General features: G+C 61.9%; 11 protein-coding genes. 4 read left to right on the top strand and 7 right to left on the bottom strand.

The window, feature by feature from the left end; translation table 11 throughout:
* Positions 1–75 precede the first annotated feature (75 nt).
* Entirely contained in the window at positions 76–1,962 is a 1,887-nt protein-coding gene (locus G453_RS25305) for a methyl-accepting chemotaxis protein (RefSeq protein ID WP_051272638.1), read from the top strand.
* 513 nt (positions 1,963–2,475) lie between these two features.
* Here the strand turns inward: G453_RS25305 and G453_RS27475 are convergent.
* The 4 genes from G453_RS27475 to G453_RS25300 form a co-directional block, all read right to left on the bottom strand.
* Positions 2,476–3,489: an SGNH/GDSL hydrolase family protein gene (locus tag G453_RS27475; protein ID WP_169725374.1), complete on the bottom strand. Its 1,014-nt coding sequence runs from the start codon at positions 3,487–3,489 to the stop codon at positions 2,476–2,478.
* 45 nt (positions 3,490–3,534) lie between these two features.
* Positions 3,535–4,920: a GSCFA domain-containing protein gene (locus tag G453_RS27470; RefSeq protein ID WP_084502574.1), complete on the bottom strand. Its 1,386-nt coding sequence runs from the start codon at positions 4,918–4,920 to the stop codon at positions 3,535–3,537.
* 237 nt (positions 4,921–5,157) lie between these two features.
* Positions 5,158–6,012: a zinc dependent phospholipase C family protein gene (locus G453_RS0119210; RefSeq protein WP_027192341.1), complete on the bottom strand. Its 855-nt coding sequence runs from the start codon at positions 6,010–6,012 to the stop codon at positions 5,158–5,160.
* 93 nt (positions 6,013–6,105) lie between these two features.
* On the bottom strand, positions 6,106–7,830 hold the full coding sequence (locus G453_RS25300) for an AMP-binding protein (RefSeq protein WP_051272637.1): 1,725 nt from the start codon (positions 7,828–7,830) through the stop codon (positions 6,106–6,108).
* Positions 7,831–7,997: 167 nt separating this feature from the next.
* On the opposite strand from G453_RS25300, the gene G453_RS0119200 reads away from it, so the two are divergent.
* Complete coding sequence (locus tag G453_RS0119200) at positions 7,998–10,688, top strand: bifunctional acetate--CoA ligase family protein/GNAT family N-acetyltransferase (RefSeq protein ID WP_027192340.1); 2,691 nt, start codon at positions 7,998–8,000, stop codon at positions 10,686–10,688.
* A 19-nt stretch (positions 10,689–10,707) separates the two neighbouring features.
* Here G453_RS0119200 and G453_RS26770 read toward each other — a convergent pair whose 3' ends face one another.
* Together G453_RS26770 and G453_RS0119190 are read right to left on the bottom strand one after the other, a co-directional pair.
* Positions 10,708–11,163 carry a GNAT family N-acetyltransferase gene (locus G453_RS26770; RefSeq protein WP_051272636.1) on the bottom strand — a complete coding sequence of 152 codons (456 nt, stop codon included), beginning with the start codon at positions 11,161–11,163 and terminating at the stop codon, positions 10,708–10,710.
* Between the two features lie 186 nt (positions 11,164–11,349).
* Positions 11,350–12,321, bottom strand: coding sequence for a 4Fe-4S binding protein (locus G453_RS0119190; protein WP_027192339.1), 972 nt, complete (start codon positions 12,319–12,321; stop codon positions 11,350–11,352).
* Positions 12,322–12,584: 263 nt separating this feature from the next.
* Between G453_RS0119190 and G453_RS0119185 the strand changes: the two genes are divergently transcribed.
* Entirely contained in the window at positions 12,585–12,992 is a 408-nt protein-coding gene (locus tag G453_RS0119185) for a hemerythrin domain-containing protein (RefSeq protein ID WP_043646452.1), read from the top strand.
* 224 nt (positions 12,993–13,216) lie between these two features.
* Entirely contained in the window at positions 13,217–14,302 is a 1,086-nt protein-coding gene (locus tag G453_RS0119180) for a glycerol dehydrogenase (RefSeq protein WP_027192337.1), read from the top strand.
* 59 nt (positions 14,303–14,361) lie between these two features.
* Here G453_RS0119180 and leuS read toward each other — a convergent pair whose 3' ends face one another.
* Positions 14,362–16,851 (bottom strand): leucine--tRNA ligase, encoded by a 2,490-nt coding sequence (gene leuS / locus G453_RS0119175; protein ID WP_027192336.1) that lies wholly within the window; start codon positions 16,849–16,851, stop codon positions 14,362–14,364.
* Positions 16,852–16,853 lie beyond the last annotated feature (2 nt).

Below are 16,853 nucleotides of genomic sequence, written 5' to 3'. Positions count from 1 at the left end.
CCGCAACAGGAACGTCATCCCGGTTGCGTAGACATTCCCTGCGCGGTCGGCAAACACCTTACTTCGGAGCTTCTCATGAAACTGGCCACCAAGCTGTACGGCGGGTTCGGGGCGTTGCTTCTTTTCGTCGCAGGCATCGGCCTGTTCGCTATCATTGAAATGCGCGCCATCTACGCGGAAACAGAGCTGCTGGCCGACGACTGGCTGCCCAGCATCGTAGACGTCGGACAGATCAGCGACGCAATCCAGAGTTTTCGCCGCTATGAGCTGATCCACATCATGTCCACCGACGAGAAGGAGATGCGCCGCTACGAAGCCCTGATGCAGGAGTCGCTGAACAAGGCCGAGGAGGCCATCCGAATCCTGGACCCGCTCATCACTGCCGAGCAGCGCGAGGAGCGCAAGATATTCGACGAGTTCCTGGCCTCCTGGAAGCAATACAAGGCCGAGCACGACAAGATCGTCAAGATCTCGGTGATGAACCAGGACAAGGCCGTTCAGATCGCCACGGGCGACTCCGCCAAGGCCATCCAGGCCACCATCGCCAGCCTGAACAAGATCACCGCCATCAACACCAAGGGCGGCAAGGACAGCGCCGCCAAGGCCATCGAGGCCTTCACCATCGGCCAGACCAGCCTCATCGCGGCCGTTCTGGCAGCCGTGGCCGTGGGCCTAGCCCTGGCCTTCCTCCTGGCCCGCAACGTGCTTTCCCAGATGGGGGAGGACCCCGGCTATCTGAGGCAGGTGGCTGGCGAGATCGCCTCCGGCAACCTGGACGTCAGCTTCAAGCCCGTGCAGGGAAACGGCGGCGTGTATGCGGTGCTCATCCAGATGGTGTCCACCCTCAAGGAAAAAATCACCGAGGCAGACCAGAAATCCCAGGACGCCGCCCAGCAGGCCAAGGCCGCCGAGGATGCCACGCTCCAGGCCGAAGAGGCCAAGCAGCAGGCCGAACGCGCACGGGCCGACGGCATGCTGCAGGCTGCGGGCAAGCTGGAGGAAGTGGCCTCCATCATCTCCTCCGCTTCCGAGGAACTGGCCGCCCAGGTTGAGCAGTCCAGCCGGGGTACCGAGATCCAAGCCGGGCGCGTTGGCGAGACTGCCACCTCCATGGAGGAGATGAACGCCACAGTGCTGGAAGTGGCCCGCAACGCCTCCCAGGCCGCCGAGACCTCCGACCAGGCCAAACGCAGAGCCCAGGAGGGCGCGGGCGTGGTCAGCGAGGTGGTGCGCGAGATCGGCCTGGTGGAGAAGCAGGCCCTGGAGCTCAAGTCCGACATGGCCAGCTTGGGCGCGCAGGCCGAGTCCATCGGACGCATCATGAACGTGATCTCCGACATCGCCGACCAGACCAACCTCCTGGCCCTGAACGCCGCCATCGAGGCGGCGCGCGCTGGCGACGCCGGGCGCGGTTTCGCCGTGGTGGCCGACGAAGTGCGAAAACTTGCCGAAAAGACCATGACCGCCACCAAGGAAGTGGGCGACGCCATCCACGGCATCCAGGACGGCGCGCGCAAGAACGTGGGCGCTGTGGACCGCACGGTGTCGCTCATCGGGGACGCCACCGGGCTTGCCGGAAAGTCGGGCGAGTCCCTCAGGGCCATCGTGGAGCTGGTGGACGCCTCCTCAGACCAGGTGCGCTCCATCGCCACCGCCTCGGAACAGCAGTCCGCCGCCAGCGAGGAGATCAACCGGGCCATCGAGGACATCAGCCGCATCTCCAACGAGAACGCCGACGCCATGAACCAGTCCGCCCAGGCCGTGATGGAGCTGGCCGAGCAGGCCCAGGCCCTAAGCCGCCTGATCGGCGAACTGAAGGCCGAGGCCGGAGTGCCCCAGGCGGCCCTTGCGGCCGCCGCGCCGCATGCGATCGGCAGGACGCAGGCGAAACCCAAGGCGCTGGGAGCAGGATCAGGCAAAGGGCTCGATTCCACCATCGCCAGAGTCATCGGAGAGAAGTAATCCTCGGAGAGCCTCCGGCGGCCAGAGAGGGCTCCGCCCTCTCTGGACTCTCCCGCCAGGGGGATCATCCCCCTGGACCCTCAGTGGGCTTCGCGTCCCAGAGCGATACGTTTCAGAAATCTCGCAAGAAAGCCCTGAAGCGCGCAAAGCCGCGCTTCAGGGCTTGTTTTTTGAAGTCGACGTCCTCGACGAGGCCTGGGGATGGGGCTGGAGCGGGCGCGCCATGCGCGGCGGGCGACGAATCGTCTTCAAATCGGTTCGAGCTCGCCGCGCATGGCGCGAACGGGACAGCCCCGTCCCCAGGCCAGAGCCGCCGCCCCCACCGCCCGACATCCTGACGCGCCACGACGCGAAGCTACGTAAAAGTTTTTGAGAGGAGGTCCCGGAGGAGGCATCCCCCCTCACACGATAAACGCAAAGCGCCCCCGCCTCGAAGTACCGAAGCGAGGGCGTATTGCATTTTGATGCATAGCCGACGCGTCGTCAGCGCAAAGTCATGAAAGAAACTCAGACTTAGCAGATTTCGTTCGGTGATGTTTTGCTTCTCGCAAGTATGGATTGAACAATAGGAAACAATCTTGAAGCAATAGACTTATGCCCAATTGAATTTGGATGCACACCGTCGTGAAACAAGTCGGACTCAATACCTGAAAGCAATTCGAGGCCGTCTGCAAAATAAATATTGGAGAACTCTTTACGCAAAATATCATATGCTTCAAATGCAAGTTTCCGTCTCTTGTCGAGACTGACTGATCCGTTAAACATATCAACTTCAAATTGATCACCCAAGGCAGAAATTATCAATATAGACCGATTGACGTCAACTTCTTTGATCTCACGAACCATCCGGACAATGTTATGTTTTACATTTCCGTACGCTTGACGCGCGCTCTTTATAATATAAAGGTCAGAATCTATACTCTTAAGAATGCCCACCATTCGATGATCCCCGATGGCATTCCCTCCAAATCCAAAATTATAGTAGTCACAACCCAACATGGCGCACAATCGTGACGCGTAATTGAGTGCAGGTCTGCACGATGCTGCACCTTGCGTGATACTTGTCCCATAAAACAACAACTTTTTCTGATATACTATCGGAGCACAGTATGAGTAGTCATCAACATAGATATTGAATTCCGGGCATATGCTGTACGTTGGCATATACACGACGACATCATTCACATCGCCGCCCAACGAATACGTTGTATAGCTGTCATCGAATGTCTTACACCACAGCAATGAAAACGGCCTGCGCATCACACCATTAGTTACAATATCAAATGCGCCAATCGAAAAGGCTGAGAAAGTATCCGTGCCAGATGCCTGCCCAACCTGATTAAACGCAACCTTAATGACTTTTGAATTCGTTCGAAACGCGACCCGCACCCCAGCAGGACATTTCTTCAAATATTCAAGACCACTATGTGTCTGTACATCGTGGGGGATCCTAGACACAGAACCAGAGACATCGAGACAAATGGTGCCGCAAAGCGCTACTTCAGTTCGAATATCAACTATCCGCATACCAAACACACCTCTTTGCATCCTCGCAACACCAAGCCCTGTGGACTATAATATGCGACAGTTCAATTTTAGATCTGAAATTTTCGACTTGATCGACTCTCTATGCGTTGACGATATTATTATAACATCGACCTCCGGACGAGAGATGATTTCATCCGGGCTAAGTATCAAACTTCCCCCGACGACATCTCCACCTCGATTGGTGTCAACCAAGAGGACCTGCCGTCCGGCAAGATGATGGGAGAAGAACTTCTCAAACCGCCCAGAAACACCCCAGAAACATGGTACACTGAAATTGTCCAGCACTGTGGTGACAAGCAAATCTATCGCCTTTGTCCCCCAATGCCTTTCAAAATGATACACATAATACTCAAACAGCCAACTCTTGTCCGGGTCATTTGCTATGGCAGATGCGATTCTTGAAATAAATTCGTCAAGCTTTTTCCCTGCAAAGAACTGCTCTCCAACGGTTACTATCTTACTCTGAACCTTTCTCCGCTTATCAGATTCACCAAGCTTTTCTTTTATTATTACGTCAATAAGCTTCTCTGAAAAATACTGATCAATAAAACGCGACACAACATAGTTTCCCGTCCGGACAAGATCGACATGCAACTTGTCAACAAACTGCTCTTGCAAGCGCAACTCATCGACCACAATCTCATATGACGGGAAATAATAGCATCGCCGCCTTGACCTAATAAACTCATCTATTGCAACTCTACATATCGATTTTGAAAGATTATTCTGAACAAATTTACACTGTGTCGACGTATTGAATGCACCGTCATCTTCCGACACAAACGAATATCGTTGAGGCGACAGAGTAACAAAAAAGTTAAATCGTTCACCTCCTTTAATTTTTACAATCTCATCATGAATCTCATTCAATTGACCGACAATTTGAGCAACGCTTAGCGACAATTGCGCGTAACTTTCTGGCGGCATCTTATCAGACGTAGAAATACATACACCCGTCACATTGTCTCGAATGATTATATTCGTTCCAAGTGTAAATATAACATTATCTGCCCTCTCAATTTCATTACGGAACTCTTTGACGAGTTCGTTAATTATTCTGGATACATCATCCTGCGTCTGAAAAATCCGCCCAATGCTAAATTGCCACGGATTAATTCCGCCGACATAGTCGTCATACTTGTGATAATGAATTTTGCTGTTCTCATTGGTGACGATCTTAAGTACATTCAAAAGGCTTTCCGTGCTAAAATGTCTGCAAATTTCCCTTTTGAAGTAGCAGTGAATTCCGATACCACACAACGCCGCCGAGATATTAGCAGCAAAACATGAGCCAAATGAAACAAACTTACTGTCGAACCCCGTTATTAACTCATTTTTCATTAAAGATATAATTGGAAACACTTCGTGCCTTGGAGATAGAATCCCAGACTTCAGAAACGAATCACTCATGATGATCCTTCGTGTTCAGTGTTCCATCAATATTGCGGGCACTCAAAGCGATAAAGGCAGCCTTCCACGCCCAAGCAAACAACTCATGCGGCATGTGCGAACCATACCTGAACAATACAACACCAACCTCACTCTTATATCTTACTTTCCCGTGCAACTTTTGCAGCGCCATTCTGTTGCTTTGCAAAGGAATTTACAGTTCTCATTTATGAGAACACATGCACTATTCCAGACACGCTAGGCCACGTCCTGGAACAGCGCCGCAGGCCTCCCCGGCAGGCCGGGCAGATCCTTGAGGCGCGAATCCATCGGTGAGGCCTCCTGATGCTTTTTGGCCTGGGCCAGATTCAGGCTGCCGATGGGGTCCATGGCAAAAAGCGCGCTCTCGCCGGGAGAACGCAACACATCAAGCACCGCCCGCAGGCTGAGTTCGAACATGGAGTCCAGGCAGGCCCGGTCGTCGGGCAGTGGCAGCACGCTCTGGGCAAAGCGCAGGGAGCGGTTCCAGCCGCGAAGCCCGGCGAGGCGCACACTGCTGCGGAACATGCGCTTGCGGCACAGGTAGGTGAACACGTTCTTATCCAGCGCCTGGACCATGCTGCGGTCCACCATGCGCTGTGAGGGCCGCGACAGGCGGTGGGACAGGCCGTGGCCGCCGGTAAGGCGCGAGTCGGCCTGCACCTCCACATAGGCGTGGGCCAGATTTCCAGGAAGCGACGTGCGGACCATGACGCCCGGCACGTAAATATTGTGCGCCACCACGTCAGCCGCCAGATGCGACATGTACCCCAGGGCGTGGACCTTCAGCTGTTCGCTGTCGGCGGCCTGGGAGAGACGCGCGGCGGACTCCCAGTTGTGGCTGTGGCCAGGGCGCATGCGCGTGCCCTTGCCCACGAAGAAGTCCGCGCTCAGGCAGCCGTACAGATAGGTATTGGGAAACTGGGTGAGAAGCGCGGCCACGGCGGGCGGCACCAGGTCGAGATTGGCCAGCACGAAGCGTGCGGCCGCAGTGTGGACTCCAGGCCCCCAGGCCAGGGCCTCGCCGGGCGCGAGAAGGACCAACGCGAAGGAAAGAACCAAAAGGAGCGCCACGACAAAGCCTCCATCACCTTATGCGGACGGGGATGTATGTATGTCCTCAGCTGGGCAAGTCAAGTTACAGCCCGTTCATGCGCGCAGCCGGGATCAGAACAGCGCGTCCTTGTCTCCCAGCAGCGTGGACATCACCGACGGGTCCGCAAGCCCGGACACGTCACCCATGCGGCCCTCCGCCGCCCCGCGCAGGGCGTTGCGCGCGATCTTGCCGGAGCGCGTCTTGGGCAGCTCCTCCACGATGCGAATCGAAAGCGGGAACTCCGGACCTTCCACGTCGCGTCGCACGGCCTGCGTCAGCACGGCCTCCATGTGCTCCGGTTCGCCTGCCTCGGCCCGCAGCGTGGCGTAGACCACCACCTGCTCGCCAGACGCCACGGCCGCCGCCTCGGCCACGTCCGGATACGCCGCCACGCAGGCCTCCACCGCCACCAGTGGCAGCTCCGATCCCGCTAGCTCCGAGCGTCCCTGGATGATGAACTTGCCGTCCGGCGTGGTCTGCACCAGATCGCCCGTGTCGTAGAAGTCTTTCGCTCCAAGGCTCCCTTCCACCAGCCGCGCGGCCATACCCGGCCATGGGGCCAGGATCACCAGATGCCCGCCTGCCTGCGTCCCGGCCTCCACGCCGGAAAGCGGTGCGAGCCCGCCCTGGCTGCCAGACAACATGAGCACGCCGCCAGTCTCGGTCTGGCCCCAGGCGTCCACCACCGGGGCGCGGCCCTTGCCCACGGAGCGGGCCAGCCAGCTGCGGTTCTCCGGGGTGAGCTTCTCGCCCACGCTCACGATAAGCTTGAGCGACGGCAGGTCGCGCGCGGCGGGCCAGGCCTCGCCTTCGCGCATCAGCTGTCCGGTGAGGGCCGGGGTGGTCAAAAGCGTGGCCACCTGGTGCTTCTGGGCGATGCGCCAGATGCGGTCCGGCTGCGGATAGCCGGGAGAACCCTCATAGAGAAGCGTGGTGGCCCCCAGGCACAGCGGGGCATACACGGCGTAGGCGTGGCCCATGATCCAGCCGGGCTCGGCCTGGCACCAGATGGTCATGCCGGGGCCGACTCCGAAGCCTTCCCGCGCGGAGGAAGTACAACCCGTGAGGAACCCGCCCGCCGAGTGCACCACGCCCTTGGGGTGCCCCGAAGAGCCGGAGGTGTACAGGATGAACAAGGGGTCCGACGCGCCATGCACCGCGCCCGGAAGGTTGGGCGGCGTGGGATGGGCCGCTATGGCCTCGTGCCACCAGACGTCGCCGGGGCGGGCGTCCTCCATGGGGCGGCCCGTGCGGCGCACGAGCACTCTGCGCGGCACGTCCTGGGGCTGGACCAGGGGCACGGGACGCCCGGCCTTGTAGAAGCCGTCGGCGGTGATGAACAGCTTGGCCTTGCAGGCCCCGAGACGCTCGGAGATCCCCGCCGGGGACAACCCGGCAGGGAACACCAGATGCACCGCACCCAGGCGCGCCAGGGCCAGCATGGAGACCACCAGCTCCGGCAGGGCCGGAAGCGCGATGCCCACCACGTCGCCCGCGCTGACCCCGAGCCCGGCCAGCACCACGGCGGCGCGGCGCACGTCCGCCAGGAGCCTGCCATAGGTGAAGACCACGGCCTCGTCCTCGGGTTCGCCCTGCCAGATCAGCGCTGGCACGTCGGCTCGCCCGGCGGCCACGTGGCGGTCCAGGCAGTTGGCGCTCACGTCCAGGGTCGCGCCCGAAAACCAGCCGGGGGCGGCGTCGAAGGAGTCGGGGCAGGCCTTGGACCAGGGTTGGCTCCAGGTCAGGAGTTCATGGGCGCGCTCGTTCCAGAAGCGTTCGCGGTCGTGGGCGTTCATGGCTCTCCTTGGCGGGGCTTAAGCGTCTTGCGGGCAGGCGTCCGGGAAATTCTCCCAAGCCCTGGTCGCGATACGAAAATGAGGCTTGCCGGAATGTTCCAGGACAACTATCCTGAACTCACGGGAAAGTATCAGCCCAACCCCAGGATTTCAACAAGCGGCGAACCATGAGCGTTGCCAATCTCGACGGACTTTTCAGGCCCAACTCCGTGGCCGTGATCGGCGCGACCAACGAGCCCGGGCACGTCGGTTGCGTGGTTATGGAAAACCTGCTGGCGGGCAAGTTTCTTGGCCCGGTGATGCCCATGTCCCTCACGGAAGACTCCGTGCTGGGCATCGATGCCTACAAGGGCGTGGACACCCTGCCCCTGACGCCTGATCTGGCCATCCTGTGCGTGCCGCCCGAAGAGGCCCCGGAGTACATCTACCGCCTGGGTCGGCGCGGCGTCAAAGCCGCCGTGGCCCTGTGCCCCGGCTACGCCAGGCTCACTCCCGGCGAGAAATGGGAGATACAGGAGAAGATGCTCTCCGCCGCCGAGGACGAGGACATCCGCATCCTCGGCCCCTCCGGCCTTGGCCTCATCATTCCGCCCATCGGCCTGAACGCCAGCCTGGTCAAGGCCGAGCCGCCCAAGGGGCGCATCGCCTTCATCTCCCAGTCGGCCTCGCTGTTCACGGGCGTTCTGGACTGGGCGCGCGGCCACGGCATCGGCTTCTCCTACGTGGTGTCGCTGGGCGACCGGCTGGACCTCAAATACCACGACCTTTTCGATTATCTCTCCTCCGACCCCAACACCCGCTCCATCCTGCTCTATCTGGAGAGCGTGTCCGACGCCCGCAAGTTCATGAGCGCAGCCCGCGCCGCTGCCCGCAACAAACCCGTGCTGGTGGTCAAACCGGGGCGCAGGCGCGGCCCCAGCGGCGAGTCCCTGGCCAAGCCGGGGCAAGGCCTGGACGAGGTGTACCACGAGGCTTTCCGGCGCGCGGGCATGCTGCGCGTCTTCGAGATAGACGCCCTGTTCGACGCCGCCCAGACCCTGGCGCGCTCCCAGCAGCTCAAGGGCGACAAGCTGGCCATCCTGACCAACGGCGGCTCCGTGGGCGTGATGAGCGCGGACACCCTGGTGGAGCGCGGCGGCAAGCTGGCCGGATTCTCCGAGCAGACAGTCCTTGCCATGCGCGAGCTGCTCGGCCCCAACTGGCTGCGCGACGGCATCGTGGACATGGGCCTGACCGCCTCGCCCGAGCATTACACCCAGGCCCTCTCGACGCTCCTGAAGGACAAGGAATCGAACGCCGTGCTGGTGATGCACGTGCCCTTCGCCGCAGTTGCCGGAGAAGAGGCCGCCAAGGCCGTGATCGCGGCGGCGGCCAAGAACCAGCGGCCGGTTTTCACCTGCTGGCTGGGGGCGGGCGTGGCCGAACCGGCCCGCGCCCTGTTCAGCCAGGCGGGCATCCCCACCTATGCCACGCCCGACACCGCCGTGCGCGCCTTCCTGGACATGGCCAACCACCGCCGCACCCAGGAACTGCTCATGGAGATGCCCGCAAGCATCCCCGCCGGGTTCACCCCGGACACCGAGATGGCTTTGGGCGTGATCCATTCCGTGCTGGAAGAGGGACGCGGCGAGCTGACTGAACCGGAAGCAAAGGTGGTGCTCGCTTCCTACGGCATCCCGGTCATTCTTTCCCGGCTGGTCAGGACCGTGCCGGAGGTGCTGGAGGCGGCCCAGGAGATCGGCTACCCCGTAGCCATCAAGGTGGTCTCCCCGGACATCCCCCAGCCCTTCGACGTGGGCGGCGTGGTGCTGGACGTGGAGGACGCCGAAGAGCTGCGTCAGGCGGCCCAGGCCATAAAAGCCCGCGCGAGAAAACTTGAGCTCGGGGCGGACATCAAGGGCTTCATCGTGCAGAAGATGGGACGCCGGGGCGCGCAGGAGCTTCTGGTGCAGGCCCAGGTGGACCCGGTTTTCGGCCCGTTTTTGCGCTTCGGACAGGGCGGGCTTGCCGCGAAGCTCTCCCAGGACAAGGCCATCGCGCTGCCGCCGCTCAACATGAGCCTGGCGCGCGACCTCATCAGCCGCACCCGCGTGTCGGCATTCCTGCGCGGCTTCGGGGGCAGGCCCCCGGCGGACATCGACGCCATCAGCCTGACCATCATCCAGGTGGCCCAGTTGGTGATCGACATCCCGCAGATCCAGGAGATCGACATCAACCCCCTGTTCGCGGACAGCCAGGGGGTCGCGGTGCTGGGCGCGCGCATCCGCGTGGCCGACGCCACCGCCGCCGGGCAGGACCGGCTGGCCATCCGCCCCTACCCCAAGGAGCTGGAGCAGCCCGCCGTCCTGAAGAACGGGCGCGAGATCCTGGTGCGGCCCATCCGGCCCGAGGACGAACCGGCCCACCACGAATTCTTCAAGCACCTCTCGCCCGAGGACCTGCGCTTCAGGTTTTTCGGCGTGGTGCGCGAACTCTCCCACATGGAGATGGCGCGGCTCACCCAGATCGACTACGAGCGCGAGATGGCCTTCATCGCCACCGCCCCCAATGAGGACGGCATCCCCGAGACCCTGGGCGTGGTGCGCGCCTCGGCCAAGCCGGACAACAGCACGGCCGAGTTCGCCATCATCGTGCGCTCCGACCAGAAGGGCCAGGGCCTTGGGCGGCTGCTCATGGAGAAGATCATCGGCTACTGCCGCAGCCGGGGCACCGGCGCAATCACCGGGCAGGCCCTGCTGGAGAACAAGGGCATGCAGGGTTTGGCCGAAAAGGTGGGGTTCGAGGTCTGGCGCAACACCGACGACGAAGTAGTGGAGATGCACCTGGACCTCAAACAGCCTCCCGGACTCTACCGATAACCAATCGGTAAGCTTCGATCTATTTCTTCAGCCGCATCGTGGTCTTGAAGGGCCTGAACCCCAGCTTGTCGTAGAAGGCCCTGGCGTTGTCGTTGCCAGCTGTGACCTCGAGGTTCTCGGTCTTGGTCCCTTTGGATGCGAACCAATCGAGAGAGTCCTTTGCCTGGGCCAGCCCGATGCCTTTGCCGCGCATGGAGTCGTCCACGAAGAGCGATTCCAGCGTGCCGTTCATGCCGTCATCGATGAAGCTCAGGCAGTAGCCCACCAGCACGCCGTCCGACTTCACCAGCCGCACCCGCAGCCCGTTCGCCCCGGAGGCTACCCAGCGTTTTTTGCGCGAATCGATGGTGCGGCCCTTGAAGGCGTCGCCGAAATCCTTGCAACACACGGCCTGATAGGCGTTCAGCTGCTCCCACATGGGGGCGATGAGGTCAATGGCTTCGGCTCCGGCGGTTTCGTATTCGATCTGGGGCATAATTCGCTCCTTCGACGTGGTTTCGTGTCTGATGCCGACATATCACGCCACGCACCACTGGGAAAGCGCCAGATTCACACGCAAATACTATACGCGTTCATGTAATCCGCGATGGCGGATTGTCCTGATACCACTTGCGCAGCACCAGACGCCCACGCAACGGAGCAAACCTGACGCTGGAGCAGCTCAGCGCATCACCGAGGCGTAGAGCGAGCGCAGCATGGCAACGGGAAGGCCGGATTCCCAGCCGCCCAGGGCCATGGCCGAGACGCACACGGCCCCGAACAGCCCCACCCCGCCCACCAGCCCCGTAAAGCGCGATACGGGCCGGTTCAGAAACCGCAGGCTGAGGGTATACTCCCTGGGACAGGCCTCGACGCACTGGCCGCAGGCCACGCACTGGGGCGAGCGCGCGGCGGCTCCCGGCGCGATGTCCATGGGGCAGGCGCGTCGGCAGCGCCCGCAGCCGTCGCACGTGTCGTCATCACGCTTCACGGAGCACGGCCCCACCCGGCCCAGAAGCCCCAATAGTGCGCCATACGGACAGAGCCAGCGGCACCAGGCGTTGCGGAAGAACAGGCCCGTAGCCAGCAACACGCCCAGCACTGCCAGGAAGGTATTGGAGGGATGCAGGAAGAGCTTCAACAGATGGGCGTCGGCAGTGAGGTTATAGGCGCTGGTCATGAACTGGCGCGTGGTTGCCGGGTCCATGAGCACTCCGATGGACACCAGGAAACAGCCCAGCAGCAGGTATTTGACCGCGCCTGCCAGCCTGTCGGCAAGTTTTGGGACGCTGCGGCCCAGCTTCAGACGCTTTCCGGCCTCGCCCACAAGGTCCGACACCAGGCCCACCGGGCACACGAACCCGCAGAAGCTCTTGCGAAACAGAAAGGAGCAGGCCATGGCCGCCAACAGGATGGTCAGCCCGGCAGGATGAACAGGATCGTAGGCTCCGGCAAGGATCAGGTTCTTGAGGCCCATGAGGGCCGCTATGGGCAGGAAAGCCTCGATCCCAGCCGGACGCGGCACGAAAGCTGCCTGCGGATTTATGGTCCACTCCAGGAAACGCATGAACTGCCAGCCCGCATAGACGCAGCCTGCCGCGACAACGTACTGCGCGGCGCGGCGCGCGGTCTTGGCCGTAATCATCCGGGACATTCTTTTCCCTCCGTCAAACTGAGAACGCCAGAGCCTACGCTCTGGCGACGCGATGCGCTGTCGGCCTGCCGACAGGGGGAGGGATGAAACGCCCCTTCCGACGGGATGGCAAGGGAAAAGACAAACGCCGCCAAGCGTCCGCCCTGAGTCTTTCGGCTAAGCAAGCATCGGGCATCCGGCCGTTGAATGGAATGTGACGCACATCATACCTCGTATCGGTTTTCGGAGTCATTTCTGACCGCACCAACGCGAAGGAGGCTCCAATGAGCACATTCATAGACGACCTGAAAAAGGACCACCAAAAGCTTCTGGGAACGCTTCAGGAAGCACAGGAGCTGGGCTGGGGCACGTGCGCGGGACGGATCAAGCTTCTTGAGTGCAAGGCGCTGCTCGTCGCGCACCTGAACAAGGAAAACACCAGACTGTATCCTGAAATGAGGAAGTGTTCCCTCGACAACGCATCCACGGAAAAGACCGTCGGCGACTTCACGTCCGAGATGGAGTCGCTCACCAAGGATGTGGTCGCCTTCATCGGCAACGCCGACAAGATGGCCCTGGGCATGGACTACGCGCGCGAGCTCGGCAAGATCATAGCCATAGTCAAGAGGCGCATCAGCCGGGAAGAGACGCTCCTGTATCCCCTGTACGAGAAGCTGGCCAAGGCCTGCTGACAGTTTTGACCAGACCCACGGCAACATGACAGCCCCTGGACGACCGCTCGCCCGGGGGCTTTGTCGTTCTTCCGGACTGGCCCGCCTGCCAGGACTTGCTCCGTCGGTCCTTCGCGGGGCTTCTTGTATTGATGCCGCAAATGGAGGATGTACTGGCGCAAGGCTTGCGACAGATTCGCAGGTCGCCCACGCGCTCGCGCCGACCAACAGGAGGAAGCAATTCCATGACCATGACATCCATATTCCCCGCACGCTACGTCCAGGGAGCAGGCGCTCTCTCCCTGCTGCCGGAAGAGGCTGCCCGGCTTGGGACAAACGCCCTGGTCATCATCGACAAAGTTATGCGTCCCACTGTCGACAAGGCCCTGGCAGGCCAGGACAAACTCACCCTGACCCATGAGACTTTCAATGGAGAGTGCAGCGACGAGGAGATCGACCGGCTGGCCGCCGCAGGCAGGCAGGCCAAGGCCGACGTCGTCATCGGCGTCGGCGGCGGCAAGCCCCTGGACACGGCCAAGGCCGTGGCGCACGCCCTGAACCTGCCAGTGGTTATCGTGCCTACGCTTGCCTCCACAGATGCCCCGTGCAGCGCGCTCTCGGTGATCTATACGCCCGAGGGAGCCTTCAAGCGCTATCTGCTGCTGCCGCGCAACCCAGACGTGGTGCTGGTGGACAGCGAGGTGATCGTAAACGCTCCGGTCCGTTTTCTGGTCTCGGGAATGGGGGACGCCCTGTCCACATGGTTCGAGGCGCAGGATTGCCAGGAGAGCGGAGCCGCCAACATGACCGGACGCTCCGGGACCATGACGGCCTTCGCCCTGGCGCGCCTGTGCTTCGACACGCTCATGGCCGACGGCGTCGCGGCCATGCATGATTGCGCGAAAAAGACGGTCACGCCTTCGCTGGAGCGGGTCATCGAGGCCAATACGCTCCTGAGCGGGCTGGGCTTCGAAAGCGGAGGGTTGTCCGGAGCGCACGCAATCCACAACGGGTTCACCGTGCTGCCTGAGACCCACTCGTGCTGGCACGGCGAGAAAGTCGCCATGGGCACGCTGTCGCTTTTGATGCTCACCAAGCGCCCGGCGGAACTGGTCTCCCAGGTCTACGACTTCTGCATGGCCGTGGGCCTGCCGGTCTGCCTGGCGGACATCGGGCTCGCCACGATAACGGATGAGCAGTTGCAGGCAGTGGCCAGACTGGCCTGCGCGCCGGGAGAAACCATCCACAACATCGCGGGCGGCGTCACCCCCGAACGAGTCGTGGCGGCCATCAAGGCGGCTGACGCCGAAGGGCGCAGGCGCCGCAAATAAAAAACGGCCCCATGCGCCGGAGAACACTCCGACGCATGGGGCCGCGTTTCAAATCCAGTCTAGCTGGCGACGATGTTCACCAGCTTTCCGGGCACGTAGATCACCTTGCGCACGGTCTTGCCTGAGAGGTGCTTCACCGCGTTCTCCTCGGCCAGGGCCGCAGCCTTCACGGACTCCTCGTCCGCATCCGCCGCCACCTCGATCTTGCCGCGCAGCTTGCCGCACACCTGCACCACAACGGTCACGGTGTCCGTGACCAGGGCGGCAGGGTCGTGCATGGGCCAGGGCTGATCGGCCAGCAGCTTCTTGTGGCCGAGCATCTCCCAGAGTTCCTCGCAGATGTGCGGGGCCATGGGCGAGAGCACGGTGATCAGCGCGTTGACCGCCGAGGACACCGCCTGGGGCGACTCCTGCTTGAGCGCGTCCACGTTGGCGTAAAGGAAGTTCAGCATCTCCATCACCGCGGCGATGGCCGTGTTGAACTGGAACTGGCCCTCGATGTCCTTGGCGACCTTGGCCACCATGGCGTGCTCGCGGCGGCGCAGCTCCTTCAAGAGAGGCGAGAGCTCCTGCGGGTCCAGGGGCAGGCAGCCGCCCGTGGGCCGGATCACGCCTTCGAGCTCTTCCGTCACCAGACGCCACACGCGCGACAGGAAGCGCGCCGCGCCCTCGATGCCCGTGTCGGACCACTCCAGGTCCTTCTCGGGCGGAGCGGCGAACAGCATGAACACGCGCACGGTGTCCGCGCCGTATTTGGCCACCATCACGTCCGGGTCCACCACGTTGCCCTTGGACTTGGACATCTTGGCCCCGTCTTTGATGACCATGCCCTGGGTGAGCAGGTGGGCGAAGGGCTCGGCGTGCTCGATGTAGCCCAGGTCGCGCAGGGCCTTCACGAAGAAGCGCGAGTACAGAAGGTGCAGGATGGCGTGTTCGATGCCGCCCACGTACTGGTCCACCGGGGACCAGTACTTCACGGCCTGCGCGTCGAAGGGCGCGTCGTCCTTCTGGGGACAGCAGTAGCGCAGGAAGTACCAGCTGGACTCCACGAAGGTGTCCATGGTGTCGCACTCGCGCTTGGCCGGGCCGCCGCACTTGGGACAGGAGGTGTTCACGAAGGATTCGGTCTCGGCCAGAGGGGAGCGGCCGTCCGCGCGCACCTGGATGTCCAGGGGCAGCACCACGGGCAGGTCCTTCTCCGCAACCGGGACCACGCCGCACTCGGCGCAGTAGACCATGGGGATGGGCGCGCCCCAGTAGCGCTGGCGGGAGATGTTCCAGTCACGCAGGCGGTAGTTCACCGCGCGCGTGCCCTTGCCCTCGGCCTCCAGCCAGTCCGCGATGCCCACCTTGGCGTCGTTCGAGTCCTGGCCGGTGAACGCGCCGGAATCGTGCAGCACGCCGGGGTCGGTATAGGCTTCGGCAAGCTGGGCGGCGTCCAAAGACTGGCCTTTGGGATTGATGACCACCTTCAGGGGAAGATCGTACTTCTTGGCGAACTCGAAGTCGCGCTGGTCGTGGGCCGGAACGGCCATGACCGCGCCGGTGCCGTAGCCCATGAGCACGAAGTTGGCCAGATAGATGGGCATCTTCGCCCCGGTCACGGGGTTCACGCAGTAGCTGCCCGTGAACACGCCCTCTTTCTCCAGATCGTCGGCCTGGCGCTTGATGCGGTCCAGGTTCTTGATCTTCTCGATGAAGGCCTTGGCTTCAGCCTCGTTGGGCTTGCCCGCGATGAGCGAGGCGGCCAGGGGATGCTCGGCGGCGATGGACATGAAGGTCGCGCCCCAGAGGGTGTCCTGGCGGGTGGTGAACACGCGCACGGAACCGGAGCCGTCCTCCAGCGGGAAGTCGATCTCGCAGCCCACGGACTTGCCGATCCAGTTGCGCTGCATGGTCAACACGCGCTCGGGCCAGCTGCCCGAGAGGATGTCCAGGTCGGCCAGGAGCTCTTCAGTATAGTCGGAGATGCGCAGGAACCACTGCTCCAGGTCCTTCTGCTCCACCTCGGTGTCGCAGCGCCAGCACCTGCCGTCCTCCACCTGCTCGTTGGCAAGGACGGTATGGCAGTCCGAGCACCAGTTCTGGGGCGAGTTCTTGCGGTAGACCAGCCCCTTCTCGAAGAACTTCAGGAAGAACAGCTGCTCCCAGCGGTAGTAGGAAGGATCGCAGGTGGCCAGCTCGCGCTCCCAGTCCAGCGAATAGCCCATCTTCTGGAGCTGGGCGCGCATGTTGTCGATGTTCTCGTAGGTCCACTTGGCCGGGTGCAGGCCGTGCTTGATGGCCGCGTTCTCGGCGGGCAGGCCGAAGGCGTCCCAGCCCATGGGGTGTAGCACGTTGAAGCCGTGCATGCGCTTGAACCGCGCCACCACGTCGCCGATGGTGTACACGCGCACGTGTCCCATGTGGATGCGCCCCGAAGGATACGGGAACATCTCCAGCACGTAGTACTTGGGGCTTTTCCCGTCGGCCTCCACGTGAAAGTGGCGGCCGGCGGTCCACCTGGACTGCCATTTGGACTCGATGGAGAGCGGTTCGTAGCGTGTCATCA

The organism is Fundidesulfovibrio putealis DSM 16056 (assembly GCF_000429325.1).
Lineage (GTDB): Bacteria > Desulfobacterota > Desulfovibrionia > Desulfovibrionales > Desulfovibrionaceae > Fundidesulfovibrio > Fundidesulfovibrio putealis.
Note: the sequence above shows the minus strand (reverse complement) of the source record. Positions and strands in the feature narration are given on the sequence as shown.

Coding starts and splice junctions, on each gene's coding strand:
- G453_RS25305 (WP_051272638.1), top strand. CDS start 76: ATGAAACTGGCCACCAAGCTGTACGGCGGGTTCGGGGCGTTGCTTCTT.
- G453_RS27475 (WP_169725374.1), bottom strand. CDS start 3,489: ATGCGGATAGTTGATATTCGAACTGAAGTAGCGCTTTGCGGCACCATT.
- G453_RS27470 (WP_084502574.1), bottom strand. CDS start 4,920: ATGAGTGATTCGTTTCTGAAGTCTGGGATTCTATCTCCAAGGCACGAA.
- G453_RS25300 (WP_051272637.1), bottom strand. CDS start 7,830: ATGAACGCCCACGACCGCGAACGCTTCTGGAACGAGCGCGCCCATGAA.
- G453_RS0119200 (WP_027192340.1), top strand. CDS start 7,998: ATGAGCGTTGCCAATCTCGACGGACTTTTCAGGCCCAACTCCGTGGCC.
- G453_RS26770 (WP_051272636.1), bottom strand. CDS start 11,163: ATGCCCCAGATCGAATACGAAACCGCCGGAGCCGAAGCCATTGACCTC.
- G453_RS0119190 (WP_027192339.1), bottom strand. CDS start 12,321: ATGTCCCGGATGATTACGGCCAAGACCGCGCGCCGCGCCGCGCAGTAC.
- G453_RS0119185 (WP_043646452.1), top strand. CDS start 12,585: ATGAGCACATTCATAGACGACCTGAAAAAGGACCACCAAAAGCTTCTG.
- G453_RS0119180 (WP_027192337.1), top strand. CDS start 13,217: ATGACCATGACATCCATATTCCCCGCACGCTACGTCCAGGGAGCAGGC.
- leuS (WP_027192336.1), bottom strand. CDS start 16,851: ATGACACGCTACGAACCGCTCTCCATCGAGTCCAAATGGCAGTCCAGG.